Source organism: Psychrobacter sp. Arc29 (genome assembly GCF_041431175.1).
GTDB lineage: Bacteria > Pseudomonadota > Gammaproteobacteria > Pseudomonadales > Moraxellaceae > Psychrobacter.
Genome location: NZ_JASMRR010000007.1, coordinates 141,132 through 159,160, shown reverse-complemented (window position 1 = coordinate 159,160; position 18,029 = coordinate 141,132). Strand labels below are relative to the sequence as shown.

17 protein-coding genes are annotated in these 18,029 nt (G+C 42.7%); 13 read left to right on the top strand and 4 right to left on the bottom strand.

From position 1 onward, the window contains the following. Positions 1-267 precede the first annotated feature (267 nt). The gene (locus tag QO189_RS10875) at positions 268-888 is read left to right on the top strand and encodes a fasciclin domain-containing protein (RefSeq protein WP_371532728.1); all 621 of its coding nucleotides are present in this window, start codon (positions 268-270) and stop codon (positions 886-888) included. A 421-nt stretch (positions 889-1,309) separates the two neighbouring features. Here QO189_RS10875 and QO189_RS10870 read toward each other — a convergent pair whose 3' ends face one another. Continuing rightward, complete coding sequence (locus tag QO189_RS10870; protein WP_371532727.1) at positions 1,310-2,848, bottom strand: alanine/glycine:cation symporter family protein; 1,539 nt, start codon at positions 2,846-2,848, stop codon at positions 1,310-1,312. Between the two features lie 1,018 nt (positions 2,849-3,866). On the opposite strand from QO189_RS10870, the gene QO189_RS10865 reads away from it, so the two are divergent. From QO189_RS10865 to QO189_RS10850, 4 genes are all read left to right on the top strand, one after another. Next, the gene (locus QO189_RS10865; RefSeq protein WP_371532726.1) at positions 3,867-4,493 is read left to right on the top strand and encodes a LemA family protein; all 627 of its coding nucleotides are present in this window, start codon (positions 3,867-3,869) and stop codon (positions 4,491-4,493) included. Positions 4,494-4,610: 117 nt separating this feature from the next. After that, the gene (locus QO189_RS10860; protein WP_371532725.1) at positions 4,611-5,789 is read left to right on the top strand and encodes a YgcG family protein; all 1,179 of its coding nucleotides are present in this window, start codon (positions 4,611-4,613) and stop codon (positions 5,787-5,789) included. 138 nt (positions 5,790-5,927) lie between these two features. Further along, entirely contained in the window at positions 5,928-6,452 is a 525-nt protein-coding gene (locus QO189_RS10855; RefSeq protein WP_371532724.1) for a TPM domain-containing protein, read from the top strand. 169 nt (positions 6,453-6,621) lie between these two features. Beyond that, positions 6,622-7,620: an adenosine deaminase gene (locus QO189_RS10850; protein ID WP_371532723.1), complete on the top strand. Its 999-nt coding sequence runs from the start codon at positions 6,622-6,624 to the stop codon at positions 7,618-7,620. Positions 7,621-7,721: 101 nt separating this feature from the next. Here QO189_RS10850 and QO189_RS10845 read toward each other — a convergent pair whose 3' ends face one another. Next, a complete protein-coding gene (locus QO189_RS10845) occupies positions 7,722-8,522 on the bottom strand; it encodes an NAD-dependent deacylase (protein WP_371532722.1) in 801 nt (266 codons plus the stop codon). 35 nt (positions 8,523-8,557) lie between these two features. Here QO189_RS10845 and QO189_RS10840 point away from each other — a divergent pair, with 35 nt between their 5' ends. Beyond that, on the top strand, positions 8,558-8,920 hold the full coding sequence (locus QO189_RS10840) for a hypothetical protein (RefSeq protein ID WP_371532721.1): 363 nt from the start codon (positions 8,558-8,560) through the stop codon (positions 8,918-8,920). A 624-nt stretch (positions 8,921-9,544) separates the two neighbouring features. On the opposite strand, the gene QO189_RS10835 is transcribed toward QO189_RS10840, so the two are convergent. Next, positions 9,545-11,014 carry an ATP-binding protein gene (locus QO189_RS10835; protein WP_356639141.1) on the bottom strand — a complete coding sequence of 490 codons (1,470 nt, stop codon included), beginning with the start codon at positions 11,012-11,014 and terminating at the stop codon, positions 9,545-9,547. Position 11,015: 1 nt separating this feature from the next. Continuing rightward, positions 11,016-11,735, bottom strand: a complete 720-nt coding sequence (locus tag QO189_RS10830; RefSeq protein WP_290176797.1) for a heavy metal response regulator transcription factor — start codon at positions 11,733-11,735, stop codon at positions 11,016-11,018. A gap of 243 nt (positions 11,736-11,978) precedes the next feature. Between QO189_RS10830 and QO189_RS10825 the strand changes: the two genes are divergently transcribed. The 7 genes from QO189_RS10825 (at position 11,979) to QO189_RS10795 (ending at position 17,657) form a co-directional block, all read left to right on the top strand. Further along, positions 11,979-12,263 (top strand): hypothetical protein, encoded by a 285-nt coding sequence (locus tag QO189_RS10825; RefSeq protein WP_290176795.1) that lies wholly within the window; start codon positions 11,979-11,981, stop codon positions 12,261-12,263. 177 nt (positions 12,264-12,440) lie between these two features. After that, positions 12,441-12,701, top strand: a complete 261-nt coding sequence (locus QO189_RS10820; RefSeq protein ID WP_371532720.1) for a hypothetical protein — start codon at positions 12,441-12,443, stop codon at positions 12,699-12,701. A 105-nt stretch (positions 12,702-12,806) separates the two neighbouring features. Further along, positions 12,807-13,400, top strand: coding sequence for a cytochrome c (locus tag QO189_RS10815; RefSeq protein ID WP_371532719.1), 594 nt, complete (start codon positions 12,807-12,809; stop codon positions 13,398-13,400). A 139-nt stretch (positions 13,401-13,539) separates the two neighbouring features. Beyond that, positions 13,540-14,175 (top strand): DUF411 domain-containing protein, encoded by a 636-nt coding sequence (locus QO189_RS10810; protein WP_371532718.1) that lies wholly within the window; start codon positions 13,540-13,542, stop codon positions 14,173-14,175. A gap of 118 nt (positions 14,176-14,293) precedes the next feature. Continuing rightward, positions 14,294-15,994 carry a copper resistance system multicopper oxidase gene (locus tag QO189_RS10805; protein ID WP_290176791.1) on the top strand — a complete coding sequence of 567 codons (1,701 nt, stop codon included), beginning with the start codon at positions 14,294-14,296 and terminating at the stop codon, positions 15,992-15,994. A 25-nt stretch (positions 15,995-16,019) separates the two neighbouring features. Further along, on the top strand, positions 16,020-17,144 hold the full coding sequence (locus QO189_RS10800; protein WP_371532717.1) for a copper resistance protein B: 1,125 nt from the start codon (positions 16,020-16,022) through the stop codon (positions 17,142-17,144). A gap of 27 nt (positions 17,145-17,171) precedes the next feature. Further along, positions 17,172-17,657 carry a DUF305 domain-containing protein gene (locus tag QO189_RS10795; RefSeq protein ID WP_290176789.1) on the top strand — a complete coding sequence of 162 codons (486 nt, stop codon included), beginning with the start codon at positions 17,172-17,174 and terminating at the stop codon, positions 17,655-17,657. The last annotated feature ends 372 nt before the right edge of the window (positions 17,658-18,029 follow it).

The following is an 18,029-nucleotide window of genomic DNA, read 5'->3' as shown; positions in this document are numbered from 1 at the left end:
ACATCAAATAAGCGCAATTGTGTTTTAAAGAACGCAATAACGAGTATACAAGTTGATAATGCTATATACGTGATTGATACAGTGCTACTACTTAAGTAAGTATCAATTAAAAATTAAACCTTTAGAATTATAGTTATTGATATAGCGGACTTAAAACTATGGCTGGTTATTTAGTCATATCCACGATTTATCAGTCACTGTTAAATTTATTAAAAGTAACTGTCTGTTAAACACATGACGCAACCAATCATTTAAAAGGAAATACCCATGTTAAAGAAGAATCTATTATCTATCGCAGTCGTAACAGCAGCCATGTCATTAGCAGCATGTAATGACACTGAAACTGTCGCAGATCCAGTTGAGCCTGAGGTTACTACTGAAGAAGTCGTAGTAGAGCCAGTAGCTGAGACGGATCCAATGGTTGAGACTGAAGCAGCGCCAATGGCAGACGACATGAATATGGAAGCGACTCAAACCATCGCCGAAATTGCAGCAAACAATGAAAACCTAACCATTTTAACAGCTGCATTAAAAGCTGCTGGTCTTGATACGATGCTAATGGAAGATACTAAGTACACTGTATTTGCACCAACTGATGATGCATTTGCTCCAGTACTAGAAAAGCTAGGCGTAACGAAAGAAGAATTACTGGCTAACACAGACTTGCTGAAAAAAGTATTGCCTTATCACGTAGTACCTATGGAAGTGAAAGCGGCTGATATCCCTTATGGTACTGATATCGAAACGGCTAATGGCAAAACGATTTCTATTAGCGATGCCAACGTAATTACTGATGCGACTGGTAACACAGCTAACATCACAGGTACTGATATCATGGCAACCAATGGTGTGGTTCACACTATCGATGCAGTATTGATGCCTGAGTAAGTTTTTCTTTAACTCAGTTGTGATAAGAACTTAGCTGTCATAAGCTAATAAGTATATTAAAGAGGCCCAGCTATAAAGCTGGGTTTTTTTGTGGTTACAAATCAGGGATATAGTAGTTAGGTATCAAAACATAGGCTTTGCTTATTCGTGATAAAAGCACTATTCAGATGGTCCGAATTTTTTAGCAACTAAGAGGAACGTAAAGGGAAAAAGATTTAGAGCAATCGTCTAGAGACAAATAGCCGAGTGTTTTCTATAGGTTTATAGGACGCTGTAAATTGCGTAGGCCTAGTTTGAATATTGAATTGAATGGTAATGCATATGAAAGTACTTCAATAAAAAAGCCCGAGACCATTGCCTCGGGCTTTTAGTAAGACTGAATAAGATTGAGCAGTAGCTACGTTAGCGCATATTATTTATGTTACTTACGTAGTGGATCTACATTCGTTCTTTTTTGTTCTGCTAGATGACGCGCTTCCCAATAAGGTGCGTTTTTGATACCGAATTTTGCAGGATCAAAACTGTAGCGTGCCACACCAGCTTTACGTTGTGCTTCGTAGTCTTTAAGCATGGTAAGCGTTGGACGAGCCACGATAAAGATAACAAGGATACCAACAATGTTGAGCCAAGCCATAAGGCCAACACCAATGTCACCAATTGCCCAGATATAACCAGCTGAGTTTAGACCACCGTAAGCAACCATCACCATGATCAATACTTTTACTAAGAATAGACCTGTTTTATTGGCACCGCGACCGAGGAAGCGTGTCAAGTAAGCCACGTTTACTTCAGCGATATAGTAATAAGCTAGGATGGTTGTAAAGGCAAAGAAGAATACAGCGATTGCGATAAAGGCATTACCAAACGTACCGTATACCGATTCCATTGCCATTTGCGTAAAGGCAGGGGCGTTGATTTCAGTAGTAGCGGCAACGTTTTGAACGATGAACTGACCATCTGGTAATGTACCTTGGATGTTGTACATGCCAGTAGATAAAATCATAAAGGCAGTCGCAGAACAAACCAGTAGCGTATCAACATATACTGAGAATGCCTGAACAAGACCCTGCTGTGATGGATGCTCAACTTCAGCAGCAGCAGCAGCGTGAGGACCTGTACCCTGACCCGCTTCGTTAGAGTAAATACCACGCTTAACACCCCAACCGATTGCTGCACCAAAACCTGCTTGTGCAGTGAATGCATCGCCAACGATCATGCCGAATACATCTGGGATCAAGCTAAAGTTACTGAACATGATGATTAAGGCCAAGGCAATATAACCAATTGCCATAAACGGAACGGCAAACTCAGTAAAGGTTGCAATACGCTTAATACCACCAAAGATGATGACACCTAGTACGACTAAGATGATGGCTAAGCCGACCAAGCGCATAGAGCCGACTTCTAGGCCTGCCACGTTCATGATCGTACCTTCACCCATTAACTGTGCGAATGCACTGATAACACCGTTGGCCTGTACGCCAGGTAAGAACATACCACATGATAAAATAGAAGCGATGGCAAAGAGGATGCCGTACCACTTTTGACCAAGGGCACGCTCAAAGTAATAAGCAGGGCCACCGCGATATTCGCCAGTCACCACATCTTTTTCTTTGTAAATCTGTGCAAGGGTAGACTCGACATAGGCAGTAGATGCGCCTAGGAAGGCCACGATCCACATCCAAAATACGGCACCTGGACCACCGAAGCCGATAGCAGCAGCTACCCCAGCGATGTTACCCATGCCTACACGTCCTGCGAGGGAAACGGCTAGTGCCTGAAAGGATGAAATACCATCAGTACTAGACTTACCACTGAATAGCAATTTGATCATTTCACCGAACAAACGCACCTGTACGAAGCGCGTCAAGATGGAATAGAACAGACCAGCGCCCAAGCACAGATAGATCAGTGCTGGGCTCCAGATAATTCCGTTTACTAAGTTAACTAAACCTTCCATATGTATATTCCTAGTACTGTCTCAAGGTGGCTCTGTATGCTAGGAGTAAATTAACTGGTTAACTTACTTATTTAAGTTAAGCAGTTAAATTATCTGCATCGACTCATATCTATATTAGTTAAGTCTCATACGTGCTTAGCCACCAAGAATGGACTGTAGTTGTCTGTATTTATCCGCTTGGCTTCATCAGTGACACAGACTATTTTTATAGCGCTTATCATTGATAGCATTGATATCAGCTGTGTGTTTGATTGTTCTACAGCTTCAACTACTGCGGTGTCCTATCATCACGTTATGAATGAGATGAGTTATAAGTTAACCCGCGGATAAAACAGGCGGTTATATAATTGAATACTCATCATGATGAGGGTATTCAATTTGCTATGAGCCGTCCCGATTGGCTACACTGCTGGTATGGCGGATTGAATGTATTAGTGGAGTATCTAAGAGTGAGTAACTGCTTTTTTATCACAGCTGTCAACTCTCTAATACGTATCAAACTATAAGTCCACTACCAAATGTATTCAAACCGTACGGCTACGTAACTGCAATTTGCCATATTTTTGTACCAATTACTAGAAATTTCTTTGTGTATGGACGGATAATTTTTGTTTTGATGCCATCATTTCACTTACAACTGACTGCAATAATGACCTAGATCTATTCACTGTAAATTATTTAGTAGACTTTTGTTTTATATATTAATATTTAGCTCAAATGAATGCTTTTAAAACAAAATAGCAGTCGAAAGTTGCGGTTGTGTTTTGGTAACGGTCAATTGTAAAAGCATCATGATAGCGCCATTATGAGCAGTATATCTTGTAGCCTATAAGATTGAGCAATATGCATGAGAGGTTTTTCATGTTGTGTCTGTATATATAGAAGCTACAAGCACGCCTTTATACAAAATATAGAACGCATATGACCGTTAGATGATTGTGAAGGCATAAGCGCAAAAAAATTATTAAAAAACGTGTTACCAGATATTTGTTATTTATCATTATTAGGAGAAACAACGATGACGCGTAAATCTATTATGAAGCCGATGTTGCTAGCAGCACTATTGACGACATCTACTGTCGGTCTGAGCGGCTGTGGTTATAACAATCTTCAGGCGCAAGACGAGCAAGTAACGGCTTCATGGTCAGAAGTGGTCAACCAATATCAGCGCCGCAGCGATTTGGTACCAAACTTGGTCAAAGTCGTACAGCAGTATGCTGAACAAGAGCAAGAAGTGTTCACCCAAGTGGCGGAAGCACGTTCACGTGCGGGCGGCATCACTGTGACGCCTGAAGTACTCAATGACCCAGAAGCAATGGAGCGTTATGCTGAGGCGCAGGAACAAATGACAGGCGCACTGTCACGTTTGATGGCAGTGTCTGAGCGTTATCCTGAGCTAAAATCAGATGCGCTGTTCCAAGATTTGCAAGCACAGCTAGAAGGCACTGAAAACCGTATCGCAGTCGCGCGTAATCGCTATATCCAAGAAGTACAGGGCTACAATACCACTGTGCGCCAGTTCCCAACCAATATCACCGCAAAAGTATTTGGCATGGATACCAAGCCAAACTTTACCGTTACTGATGAAGATGCCATTTCGACAGCGCCAAGTGTTGATTTTGGCGATTCTGCAAAAGCAGAGTAGAAAGCATTAGAAATATACAAAAATAGAGCGGTGTATGCCGCTCTATTTATTTAGCTGATGACTATTAGTTAATGTCTATTAATTTATAAAAATGTCATTTGAGGTGGTAGAGATTAGATGAATAATTCAAAAGCAATCTTATCAGCATTACTGTTTACACTGAGCGTCAGCGGTGCATCAGTGCTGCATGCTGCGCCCAATACCGATGCTGGCAATAATGCTGCGGCGACAGATAGCACCTCGAATCTACAAAACCGTAGTGTCGAAGACTTGGTGGCCATTGCCAAAGCTGGGGAATCCAACGAAGCGATCAATGATGCAGTGCTGAATAATGACGCCATCAATGGTGCGGTGCTTGGTAATGATGCTATTAATCAAAGCGCGGCAAATGACGAGGCAACCGCTAGTGCGCAAGCGCCAGCTCAGCCACCAGTAACCTCAAGTGCCCAGAGCGTTGATGCTGACAAACTGATACTCAACGAGCCGGTCGTTGATCAGGCTAATATCTTAAATCCGCAAGAAAAGCAGCGCTTAGAGGCGCAGCTGAGAGATATCTATCAGCAAGGTTTGGCACAAGCGGCGGTTGTTATCGTACCGACCACCAATGGCCTGCCTATATTTGATTATGCCTTACAAGTAGCTGAAAAATGGCAATTGGGCGACAAGGATATTGATGATGGTCTGCTAATCGTCGTTGCAGTTAATGACCGTGATATGTATATCCTAACCGGCTATGGTCTAGAGGGCGTGTTGCCAGATGCAGCGGTCAACCGTATCATCCGTGCAGACATCACACCATTATTTAAGCAAAATGACTATGGCGCTGGGATACTGGCTGGCGTGGATGCACTCAAGGCACGTCTAACGGCTGATCCTGAGGTATTGGCACGTGCTGATGCGCAAGCTGCTGAGCGTAGTGCCGAGCAAGGCTCAGATGAGCTACCATCACCTATTTTCTTATTTATTATGGCTATGATATTTGGCAGTTTTATTACCAACATCTTAGGCCGAGTATTTGGTTCTATTATCACGGCAGGCGGCTTTTTTGCGGGTTCCTTGGCGCTTGGTGGCGGCTTTTTTATGACATTAATTATGGCGATATTTATATGGCTGTTTTTAATCTCACGTGGCGGCGGTGGTGGCAAAGGCGGCGGCGGTAAAGGTGGACGCAGAGGCGGCGGCATGATTTTCTTACCAGGTATGGGTGGGGGCAGTAGTGGTGGTGGTTTTGGTGGCGGCGGCTTTGGTGGTGGTGGCGGCGGTTTCGGCGGCGGCGGTGCTGGTGGCTCGTGGTAAGTGTCTATTTATTAAGAGCTCAGATTAGTTATTAGAAGCTCAGATTAGTAAAGACTCAAATTAATAAAAGCCAAAAATAGAGTCCCAGTAAATAGACCCAAATAACCATCAAAAATGACGTAATTGAGGAAAAATATAATGGCAGAAAACCACGCTTCAACTTCTAGCTTTGCTCGATGGTGGCGTCAGGTCTTGTTTGTACCTTTGCTGCATAGCAAGTGGCTGACAGCAGAAGCCAAGGCACGCCTGACAGATGAGGTGACACGCGCTGAGCGTGGGCATCGCGGTGAGGTGTTTTTGATTGTCGAAAACCATTTGCCAATTCAAGACGCTTACCATATGGATTGCCGCGAGCGCGCCGTTGACTTGTTCAGTGAGTATCGAATCTGGGATACCGAAGAAAACACTGGCGTCTTGATCTATGTCAATATTTGCGAGCATCAATTAGAGATTGTGGCTGACCGCGGTATCAGCACTCATGTAAGCCCAACCGTCTGGCGTGCCATGTGCGAAAAAGCAGTATCAGGTATCAGTAATAAGAAAACAGAAGAGAGCTTGGCTGAATTGTTGGATGAAGTGGGACAAGTGCTGCGCCAGTACTATCAGCTTGAGCAAAATCCAGCAGGCAATGAGCTGTCTGATACCGTGGTATTTTTAAAATAGTAGCACGGCATCTCTAAACACATGATTGATAGAGTCGAAGGTGGCTGTTCTCGTCTCTAGGGTTTTGATGCTAAAATATCGCACGTAACATATCCGTACCGTCTAAAGAGGGTGCGAATATATATAAATTGTCCACAGCGCGTCTCGATAACACCATTATTGGAATACTATGATTGATTTAATACAGAAACTACCAAAAGCGGAACTTCATTTACACATCGAAGGGTCATTAGAGCCTGAGCTGATGTTCAGACTGGCAAAAAAGAACAACGTAGAAATTCCTTATGACAGCGTAGAAGACGTGCGCGCCGCATACAACTTTAATAATCTGCAAAGTTTTTTAGATATCTACTATGCCGGCGCGAATGTCTTACTGACCAAAGATGATTTTTATGATTTGACGTGGGAATATATGCTTAAGTGTGTTGAAGACAATGTCATTCACACTGAAATATTCTTTGACCCGCAGACACATACCGAACGCGGCGTGCCTTTTGAAGCGGTAATCACAGGTATCAAAGAAGCACTTGCCGATGCCAAAGAAAAGTACGGCATCACCTCTTGTATCATCATGTGTTTCTTACGCCATTTATCGCAAGAAGAAGCATTTGAGACATTAGAGCAAGCGCTGGACTATAAAGATGACATCATCGGTGTCGGTCTGGACTCGTCGGAGCTTGGTAACCCACCATCGAAGTTCAAAGAGGTATTCAAAAAAGCCAAAGAAGAAGGTTTTAAACTGGTCGCCCATGCGGGTGAAGAGGCTGATTTTTCGTATATCTACGAAGCATTGGACTTATTGAATATCAATCGAATCGACCATGGGGTGCAATCGATAAAAAGCCCAGAGCTGATGCAAAGGCTCAAAGACGAGCAGATGCCATTGACTGTGTGCCCGAACTCAAATATCGAACTGCGAGTATTTGATAATTACAAAGAGCATAATATCAAAGAGCTTTTGGATTATGGTCTAAATATCAGCGTCAACTCAGATGATCCTGCCTATTTCAAAGGTTACGTGAATCAAAATTTTATCAATCTACATGAGAATCTGCCGATAACAGAAGAAGATGTTATTACGTTAGTAAAAAACTCGTTTAAATCGGCATTTATCAGTGACGAGCTAAAAGAAGATTACTTGGCGAGAGTGGACGCGTTATTGCAATAGATATTGATTGGCTATTAGTATAGTAAAGGCTTAACGATTGATAGCAATCGTTAAGCCTTTTTCATTGTTTATCAGATAATGACATTTATAAGCAGTCGCAGTTATAAAGCAGTAATCTCTGCTATCAACAGCGGCAAAATTACTCCAGCTTTTTCTATTAGCGTGATATCGACGATGGTATTCGGTGTTGGATCGGGGTTTATCTCGATAACTTGCGCACCGTTCTGCTTGGCTAACTGTGAGAGTCCGGCCGCAGGGTAAACCAAGCTCGACGTACCGATACTGATAAATACATCACAGTTAGCCGCAGCCTCTTCGGCAGTCTGCCATGCTTGTACAGGTAGTGCTTCACCAAACCACACAATATCTGGTCTGATGTAACCGTCGCAATGCGGACAAGTAATCAGCTTATCATCCAACCGTATAGTATCTTGCTCGGTATAGGCGGCTCTTGATTGTTCTGGATAAGGTATCTCACACTGACCACAGCGATTACGCCACAGATGACCGTGCAGATGAGTTACCGAACTACCAGCTTGCTCATGTAAGTCATCGACATTCTGCGTGATAAGTGTGACTTGCTGATCGGAGGTTTGCGCATGATACTGCCACTGAGCCAATGCATGATGGGCTGGATTTGGTGCTTTATCTGCAACCATCTGCCGCCGCCATTGATACCATGACCATACTAGCTTTGGATCGCGAGCGAATGCTTCAGGGGTTGCCAAGTCTTCCGCGCGATAATTCTCCCACAAGCCCGTTTGCTTATCTCGAAACGTCGGAATACCACTTTCTGCTGAAATGCCTGCTCCTGTCAGAATGCAAATGCGCTCTTTCGATGCCAACAATGTTGCCGCAAGTTTTACTTCTGCTATTACCGCTGGTGATAATTCTGCTAACATGAGCCAACCCTTGTTAGTAATGGATATTTTTTCTTATGATAGACGGAATTTGGTGGCTTGTCATATTGTTCGCCATCATCGTAATTTTATGGTTGGTAGCGAAATCGCGCGGGGCAAAAGCAGGCGAAAAGCACGGTAGTGCCAAGTCAAAAAATACAGTACCGAATGATGCCCTGCAAAAAACATCCGCATTATTAAAGCAGTACTTTCCTGATTATCGAGTCACTCGTAAGGCAAATCACTTGCTCATCAGCCAACAAGGCAAAAAAATGGCGATGATTACGATTGATAAAAAAATTGCTGAGGGTCAGCGTCGTTTGGGTGAGGTACCAGTAATTAATTATCACCGTATACCTAGCCGTGCTCAGCTAACAGCTAATTTACAAGACGCAGAGTGAGTTTTATATAGGTGAGAGCACTATATGTATGCGCACACAGAAAGACTGCTAACATTTTGATATGTAGGTTTGATGAGTAGATCAGTTTAGGATAGCAATAAGGAATTGATGGAGCGAGGTTGTAAACATCATAATTGGTGCGCTCGGCGGGAATCGAACCCACGACCCTCGGCTTCGGAGGCTAGAACCACCATATTTCATTAAGTTATATTAATGTATAACAACCTACCATACTATACAAATAAAGGGATAGGAAGGATTTATCGGTGTGACGTTTAGCGTCTTTTAAAGGAGTTTATAGCAACATGAATATCAATTTTGGTCACTAGTTAAGTATAGAATTCAATCATTTTTTATGGTTTTAATGTACGTATTTTATACTTAAATTTTTCAGAAATTACTGATTAAGCGAATTATTAACTCATCAAAGTAATATCGGAATAAATTACTGTAGAAATGGGCTGCTATAATTTCGAAAAAACAGTCAGGCATTTCAGCCGTAGTTTAGATCTTAACGATTTTTCGAATGCATTGAAGAAACGGTTCTGGACTACACTTGCAAATACTCCGATATTGAGTTTTTGACAACAACGTTTTGAGTTTATCTTCTTTTGATTTACCTTGTTAAGCCATCAATAATCTTACAGTAACCTCAAAAAAATACTCATCTTTGATAGTGATACCAACCGTACCTTTATGTGCATTAGCGATAGCCTGCACGATAGATAATCCCAACCCTGTACCTGCATACTTATGGCTAGTTTTATCATGACGATAAAATCGCTCGAATAATTTATCGGCTTGACTCTGATCTAACGGTTTGTCTAAACGATTGGTTATCGTTAGTCTCAACCATGGCTGCTTTGAGGGTCGAACCTCGTCTTCTGCTACATTAAGTGAGGTGGTTGAGGTGAAGACGGTAGCGGATATCATGATAGTACTATCACTAGCTGCATAATAAATCGCATTTGACATCAGGTTGGCAAACAGCCGTTGCAATAAGCCTTCATCACCTAATACTCTTTCGAACTTACCTGATTTCTCAAAAGTTATCCCTCGATCTTCTGCAATCATTTCATAGTAATCAACGAGCTTTGTGATTAAGCTGTCTGTATCCACGTGACTGATTTGCGAGTCACTTAATCCTTTTTGGGTTTTTGCCAGTAGCAGCATATTGTTAATCATGGCGGATAACTGCTCTAACGTATCATGCTGATGATGTAGCTGCTCGATATATTCGTCGCCTTCTCTTGGCTTAGTTAACATGACCTGCGTTTGTGTACTCAGCGTCGCTATTGGCGTACGTAGCTCATGGGCAATATTGTCTGAAAACCGAGACAAAGACTCAAAGTTACTTTCAAGCTTGACCATCATTGAATTGTAAGATTCTGCTAGTGGCCTCAGTTCTAACGGCATATCGTCAACCGCAACTCTTTCGTCTAACCTTTGGATGTTTATGCCTTTCATTTTTTGTACGATAGTGGACAAAGGCGCAAACCCCCAATACACACTTAATGCCGCTACTGAAACCAACAACAAGGTGATGGCTGTGAGTATCAAGCTCAGCTGGCGATTAAACTGGATAAGATATTGATGATGCACATCGATAGGTAATGCAATAAACGCCAAAACCTCTTGATTTGGAATAATAATTGCTCGGTAATGCCTATTATTTATCTTGATCATAAACTGCTGCTCGTGATGATCCTGCCATAGTGATAACAAGCTAAAATCGGGCGGTAAATTATGAATGAAATTACTAGGGTCACTGGATAATAATTTGCCTTTTTTATCTGCTACTAAGGTTTTTAAATCATAATCTAGCCAAGAGGAATGCAAGTGATTGTCATTAATGAGTGATTGGGACTTTGACACTGTGAATGGTTCTATGTGATCGTTAACATCAATCATGCGTTTGCGCAGGTTAAAAGCCGCATGGGTGATAATCTCTGAGTCCATTTGCTCAAAGTGTCCACTCACAGAGCGCTGCACCCATGCATAGATGATGACCTGAGAGATAATAACGAAGACTGTCAATAAGGAAATCGTTCGCCATAGCAGTGACCAGCGCCGGTTTCTGAGTGTATGGTTCATGCTATTTAGAATCGTCTCCGTCCGCATCAATTTGGACCTCAGTAGCCAGCGCCTCTAAGCGATAGCCCATGCCGCGCACAGTATGAATGAGCTTTGCCTCATGACCATCGTCTATTTTTATACGAAGACGTCTGATCGCCACATCAATCACATTGGTATCGTTATCAAAATTCACATCCCATACTTGGGAGGCGATCACGGTACGTGGTAGCACTTCACCTCGGCGCTCTAATAAAAACTGTAGTAAGGAAAACTCTTTTGCCGTGAGCTTAATAGGCTTGCCGCCTCTATGTACCGTGCGCTTGGCAATATCCATCTTGAGATCTGCTATTTGCAGGATCGTACTTTGATAATCGGCTTGATTGGCGCGTCGTAACAGACTCTTTATTCTGACGATCAATTCTGCAAACGCAAAAGGTTTAGTCAAATAATCATCGCCTCCAATCTCAATCCCTTTTATCTTATCGCTTAAGTCATCTTTTGCCGTTAGAAAGAGCACAGGTGTTTGCTTACCCGCTGCTCGGTAATTGCGCACCAGCTCAAAGCCACTAACATCAGGCAGCATCACATCCATTAGGATCACGCTAAACTCTTCTGTCATCAATGCGTGATAGCCATCTAGGCCTGTTAGGTGATGCTCGACAATAAACCCAGCTTCACTCAGACCTTTTTTTATATACTCGCCTAGTTTCAACTCATCTTCTACCAGTAGTATTTTCATAGTAACCCCTCAATACGATTATGATTCTTTGACATCCTAATCAATATAGATGACAAAAACGTTTTGTAACTGACAAAAATGTCATGTGCTCGTAATCAGATTGTCAGTCTTCTTTTGCTAATCTATATGAATGAAACATAGTGGCTCGTTCCTAATATCTAGCAGCTATGAATTATTTTTACAGGTCATTAATTTAATGACCTAATAACTCAAACACCTAACAACTTACAAAAGAGGCTTTATATGAAAATTCACGGCTCATTCAAAAAAGTAGTACTGCTGTCGGTATCTGTACTTATCGGTATTACCACTGCTAACGCGCACACTACTGATATAAGTACGTCCATCATCAATAACTGTGATGCGGTTACTGACTTTGCAAAAAACTTGGATCATAACGATGCTCAGCTTTCTAGCGCCCAAATGAAAAGCTATATCGATGCTAGAGTGGCTTGTGAGATTGAACACAAAGATCAACATCTACAGTCTGAAAAATACTTCATTAACAAATATGGTAGCGATAAGTAATATCAGCGTTAACGTCATACTAAAGGATTGCTAACAATATTAAAAACCATAAATAGCAAGATGACAGAATTGTAATCTTGCCGTCATCTCTCTGTCAGAATCAATAAAGTATGCTTTAAAGTAACTTAATAGTTTGAAGTCTAGTCGACTTCAAACCCAATCAAATAAGGATTTACCATGTCACTATCTAAATCAATCGTAGCAACTGCTATAGCTTTAGTCGTTTCAACGTCAGCTTTGGCGCATGATCCTAAGATGCATGCTGAAAAAGACCAAATGAACTGTGAAAAAATGCAAAAGCACATGCAAATGATGGGCAAAATGGATCATAGTAAAATGGATATGAATGATCCTGCCATGAAAGCAATGATGAGTAATATGGGTAAAATGAAACAGATGTACCAAAAACACTGTGTTACTAGTAAAAGTGACTCTTAGGCATTGATCTTATAGAAGTGGATCGTAGAAATTCAATATTATTGTTAGATGGTTTTGTCGAGCAGTAATTGGATATTAACAAAAATGGATTTTTAGGACAAACCTATGAAGTTTTTACTAGGAATACTGTTTACCGTCTTTGTCGCGATTGTGGGTATTTTTATTGTAGTGACTAGTGGTGTGATAAATATCGGCGCTGATCAAGCCCATAGTCCGCTAGTTTACAATTTTTTAGAGACTGCCCGCACGCGTTCAATAGCGAATGCTAGTAAGGACATTACGGTTCCCAACTTAGAAAAGACAGAAATGATCAGCTCGGGCGGTGCCGATTACAAAGATATGTGTGCAGGGTGTCATTTGTCTCCTGGGGTGGAAAGCACTGATTTTAGCGCCAGTTTATATCCTAAGCCGCCAAGTTTTACCAATGTTGACTTGGTTAAACGCTATAAGACCGATGCCGGTGCTCAGCAAGCTTTTTGGGCCATCAAACACGGCATTATGGCATCAGGTATGCCAGCATGGGGCGCTTCGCACGATGACGATAGAATGTGGGCAATGGTTGCTTTTATCAGATCGTTACCTGACTTAGATGAAAATCAGTACACCATGCTAACGACTAGGATAGACGATGATGTGTTGGACATGTCATTTGATGGTGAGATGGATATGTCTGGTGATGGATCCGGCATGCAACATTGATTATTCGTAAGAAATGCAGTACTCAAGAGTGCTGCCTTTTGCGATTTGAGTTTTAAGCTTTACCAATACCACTTTGGTCAGTGTTACGGCTTTAATTTTTATAAATTTGATCGTCAGATAAATGCTCAGGAGTGATTTTATGAGACGCTATACCAATATATTTTCTAGTGAACACAACCGGTTATCTGGTCGTGTTCTTTTAGTGATGATGACATCTTCACTATTATTAGCGGCTTGTAGTCAACCTAACGCTGCTGCTGACTCAACACCAGCGACTGAGCCAACTACCGCTACGCAAACCGCGCAAACAGAGCAACCAAAAGCGGAAATAATGCCTGTCAGTGCTCATTCAGACACCCAGCCAACTATCCTAAAAAATATCTCAGTCACCGTTTATAAAGATGCCAATTGTGGCTGCTGTAAAGAATGGGTCGGTTATGCCGAAGGTCATGGCCTAAATGCAACCGCACAGAACGTCGAAGATTTGTCCTTGTTTAAAGAGCGCTACAGCGTACCGCAGCAGATGCGCTCTTGTCATACCGCTGTCACTACTGACGGCTACGTATTTGAAGGTCATGTCCCTGCCAAATATATGGCACAGTTCCTAAAAAACCCACCAAGTGATGCGATCGGTCTTGCCGTACCTGGGATGCCAGTTGGTAGCCCTGGTATGGAATATCAAGATAAATTTATGCCGTATAAAGTGATGCAGCTTAACAAAGATGGCTCAACAGCCATTTATGCAACCATTGAGTCACCGCAGCAGCAATTATAGTTTGAGTGACGTTTAAATAGCTTATCCAGCTCTACTAATGGGCTGTCGAAGACATAAGCTTGACTGATAAATATATAGACTCAACTCCCATTTCATGGATTAAGTTAGGTAAATAATTATGAACAAGAATATGCTTAACCGCAGGCGTTTTTTGACAGGGTCCTCTACTCTATTAGGGGCATCCATGCTATCCACACTGCCATCTATTGCCAATAGTGCGCTCGGTAAAGGTCAACAAAACGTAGCCGTCAACAGTGATAAATCTGACCATATCGTACCTATCCTAACCGGTAATGAGTTTGACCTGTATGTCAGCAAGAAGCCCGTTACTGTCAATGGCAAGTCGAGTATGGCAACCCTCATCAATGACTCGCTGCCAGCGCCAACGCTAAAGATGCAAGAAGGCGATACCGTGACCATCCGTGTCCATAACCAGATGAATGAGTCGACCTCTATTCACTGGCATGGCTTGCTCGTCCCATTTGAGATGGATGGGGTGCCAGGTATCAGCTTTGATGGTATTCCTGCGAACAGTACCTTTACCTATAAATTCAAACTCATTCAATCGGGTACGTATTGGTATCACTCCCATACTGGCTTTCAAGAGCAAACTGGAATGCGCGGCGCTATCGTCATTGAGCCTAAAGGCCGCGAACGTCATCCAGTCGCCGAAGATCACGTGATTTTATTGAGTGATTGGACACATCGTGATCCGCATAACTTGCTAAAGCTATTAAAGCAGCGCGCTGACTTTGATAACTACCACTTGCCAGATTTTAAAAAGCTATTGTCTGATATTGCCGCAACAGATTTAGAAGCCGCTTATGACAAGCGCAAAATGTGGAATAAGATGCGCATGATGCCGACAGATTTTACGGATCTGTCTGGTGAGAAGACATTCACTTACCTTATGAATGGTAAAACCACCGCCGCCAATTGGACACAGCTAGTGAAAGCGGGACAGCCCGTCAAACTGCGCTTTATCAATGGCTCGGCGCAGACGATATTCGATGTGCGTATACCGGGTCTGAAGATGACAGTCGTCTCAACGGATGGTAATGATGTCGCGCCTGTCGATGTTGATGATTTCCGCATTGGGGTGGCTGAGACTTATGATGTCATCGTCACGCCGACCAAAGATGCACATACCATATTTGCCCAAAACATTGATCGTTCGGGCTATGTCGCGACCACGCTTGCGACCAAAAAAGGCGCTCGTGCTGCAATACCTGCTATGGATAAGATCGAATGGCTGACCATGGCTGATATGATGGGGGCTATGGGTGACAAAGGCTACAAAGCAAAGCACGCTAAGACCGAGTACGACTTTAAATCTGATATGCGTGTCGACAGTCCACGTATGAACCTCGATGACCCCGGTATTAACCTGCGTGATATTAATAGAAAGGTGTTGACTTATGACCAATTGCGCTCCGTGGATGAGCAAGTACTGGCAGAGCAGCGCAAACCTACTAGAGAGATCGAATTACATTTGACTGGCAATATGGAACGCTATATTTGGGCGTTAGATGGTGTCATGTTTAAGGATGCAACGCCTGTCAATATTAAACCTAACGAGCGCGTACGCATTACCTTAGTCAATGACACCATGATGAACCATCCGATGCACCTGCATGGTATGTGGAGCGACTTGCGAACCCCATCTGGAGACTTTCAGGTACGTAAGCATACGATTGTGGTGCAGCCAGCGCAAAAGATTAGCTTCGATGTGACGGGTGAAGTTGGACGATGGGCATGGCATTGCCATCTGCTTTATCACATGGAAGCCGGTATGTTCAGAGAAGTTGCCGTCGTTTAACAAACCTTCGAATATGAGGCTTATTATGAAAATATCTAAGAAAAATCTGCCATTCATTGGTTTGTCATCGCTAGTCTTGCTCACATCATCGTTTGCAACGGCTGCTGATATGTCTGGTATGGATCATAGCGGTATGGATATGTCAGGCGATATGTCTGGTATGGACCACAGTGGCATTGACATGTCAGGCGATATGTCTGATATGGATCACAGCGGCATGGATATGTCGGGCGATATGTCTGGTATGGATCACAGTGGCATGGACATGTCGGGCGATATGTCTGATATGGATCATAGCGGTATGAGTATGTCGGGCGACATGTCTGGTATGGATCACAGTGGCATGGACATGTCGGGCGATATGTCTGGTATGGATCACAGCGGTATGGATATGTCAGGCATGGATCACAGCGGCATGGATATGTCTGGGATGCAAGGCGGGCAGCCGCCAGCCGATGCTCGTAGTCCAGACTATTCAAATGGGGTTCCCTACGGGCAGTATGGTAAGCCAATGATGATGGGCAGCATGCCATTATGGGGAGTATCAGTAGACGACTTGGGCTATCAGTTTGATGAGGATCAAATCAACTTCGAGGCGACGGGTTGGTATGGTACTGACAGTAATCGTATCAGGCTACGCACGGAAGGTAGTGCTCAGACTAAAGATGATAAAGAAATCGATAGCTTGAGCTCGCTTGCTTATTGGAAACCACTGAGCATTTTCTGGAATGGTGAAGCTGGTGTCGCTTACGATACTGAAAACGATAACGCTGCCCTTATGGCAGGTATTGTCGGTACCGCGCCGTATTTTATCGAAACAGATGCGAGAGCCTATTTATATACCGATGGTCAACTTCGTCTTGATTTAGGCGCAGAGTACGAATGGCGTTTGGATCAGCATTGGGTGGTCATACCGGAGGTGGGACTGACTGCCTTTAGTAAAGATGACCATGATAATGGCATTACCAAGGGCTTTAATGAAATGGAAGCCGAGGTTAGGCTGACTTATGAGACGTTCAGTCGCCAGCTAGCCCCTTATGTGGGTGTGAGTTATGAGACAGCGCTTGGCAAGGCTCGTGGTCAACGACGTCAAGAAAATGAATCGGTTGATAGCAGTAGTTTGACTGCGGGGGTCAAATTCTGGTTCTAATATTATTAAAATAATAGGGGATATACTATGAATGCTTCAGATCAAAACACCATGGATCATCAACAGGGCATGAACCCTTATGTAAAGTTCACTCTGATGATTGTGACGTCTACGATTGTGATGTACATCATGATGTATTTCAATACTTATGAATGGGATCATATTTATTTTAGTGAAACCCGAGCTTACATGGCGCTCTACATGGGTGCCGGTATGGCAGTGGTCATGTTGGCATTTATGACGAATATGTATAAGAAGACCAAAGTCAATTTAATGATCTATGGTCTAAGCGTATTGATGTTTGCTGTTGGTATTTGGGGTGTTAGATCACAAGCAACTGTCGATCAAGTCGATTGGATGCAAGCGATGATACCCCATCACTCGATTGCCATTCTCACTAGTAGTCGCGCTGATATTGAAGATCCGCGTGTACAAAAGCTTGCTGACGATATTATTAAAGCGCAAAAGCGTGAAATCGCTGAGATGAAGCAATTGATTGATGAGCTTGAATAACGATCTATACTGATAGGAATATTTTAAACAAATAAAATAATGGTCTATCAAATGATAGACTTAAGCATATAGGTCTTTTTATTCAAAGCTACTTTCACTACAGAATCAAAACATTGCTCATGAAAAAGCAATAAAAGGCTGAGTATGCATGGTTCACTTTCCCTACTGGCCTTCTGGCTGCTGCAATTGTTGTCTCTTTTAGTGCTTACTCCTATATCAAAATCTCTAACGCTTACCCGTCAGCTGGCGGTGCTGCGACGTACTTGCATCAAGTATATGGAGACTGTTTGACGACCGGTTTTAATGCTCTACTGATGTAATTTTCTATAATTATTGCGCAAAGCTTTCTGGCTCGGATGCTCGGGTCATATA